The 1,309-nt window shown below is 52.4% G+C and carries 1 protein-coding gene; it reads right to left on the bottom strand.

From position 1 onward, the window contains the following. The coding region (locus tag ACFEL9_RS26225; protein WP_385896329.1) for a hypothetical protein at positions 1 to 1,309 on the bottom strand (1,309 nt) is incomplete at both ends.

Here is a 1,309-nt window from a genome sequence, read left to right as displayed (position 1 = left end):
GTAAGAACCGGAGCACAACCGCCCGTTACACTGGCTGTTGCCAACCATGCCTGGAAGGCTGCATCAAGCGCTGCCTGGTCTGCATAGTCACATGCATTTACTGTAGTTGCAACCGGAGTGGTTATCACGACAGGTGTTGCCGGTGTTACGGTGAAGGTTGCTGTTGCTGTCGGCGCTTCGCAAAGATCAGTGGCTGTAAAGGTCACTGTTACGGCACCACCGGTACAAAGTGTTCCTGCACCTGTTGCATTATTAGTAAGAACCGGAGCACAACCGCCCGTTACACTGGCTGTTGCCAACCATGCCTGGAAGGCTGCATCCAAAGCTGCCTGGTCTGCATAGTCACATGCATTTACTGTAGTTGCAACCGGAGTGGTTATCACTACAGGTGTTGGCGGAGTGACGGTGAAGGTTGCTGTTGCTGTCGGCGCTTCGCAAAGATCAGTGGCTGTAAAGGTCACTGTTACGGCACCACCGGTACAAAGTGTTCCTGCACCTGTTGCATTATTAGTAAGAACCGGATCACAACCACCCGTTACACTGGCTGTTGCCAACCATGCCTGGAAGGCTGCATCAAGCGCTGCCTGGTCTGCATAGTCACATGCATTTACTGTAGTTGCAACCGGAGTGGTTATCACTACAGGTGTTGGCGGTGTTACGGTGAAGGTTGCTGTTGCTGTCGGCGCTTCGCAAAGATCAGTAGCAGTGAAGGTCACTGTTACGGCACCACCGGTACAAAGTGTTCCTGCACCTGTTGCATTATTGGTAAGAACCGGAGCACAACCACCCGTTACACTGGCTGTTGCCAGCCATGCCTGGAAGGCTGCATCCAAAGCTGCCTGGTCTGCATAGTCACATGCATTTACTGTAGTTGCAACCGGAGTGGTTATCACTACAGGTGTTGCCGGTGTTACGGTGAAGGTTGCTGTTGCAGTCGGTGCTTCGCAAAGATCAGTAGCTGTAAAGGTCACTGTTACGGCACCACCGGTACAAAGTGTTCCTGCACCTGTTGCATTATTGGTAAGAACCGGAGCACAACCACCCGTTACAGAAGCGGTAGCCAGCCATGCCTGGAAGGCTGCATCAAGCGCTGCCTGGTCTGCATAGTCACATGCATTTACTGTAGTTGCAACCGGAGTGGTTATCACTACAGGTGTTGGCGGTGTTACGGTAAAGGTTGCTGTTGCTGTCGGCGCTTCGCAAAGATCAGTGGCTGTAAAGGTCACTGTTACGGCACCACCGGTACAAAGTGTTCCTGCACCTGTTGCATTATTAGTCAATACCGGATCACAACCGCCCGTTACACTGG

The organism is Terrimonas alba (genome assembly GCF_042434975.1).
Taxonomy (GTDB): Bacteria; Bacteroidota; Bacteroidia; order Chitinophagales; family Chitinophagaceae; genus Terrimonas_B; species Terrimonas_B alba.
The sequence above is the reverse complement of the archived record's forward strand: the minus strand, read 5'-3'. Positions and strand labels throughout refer to the sequence as shown.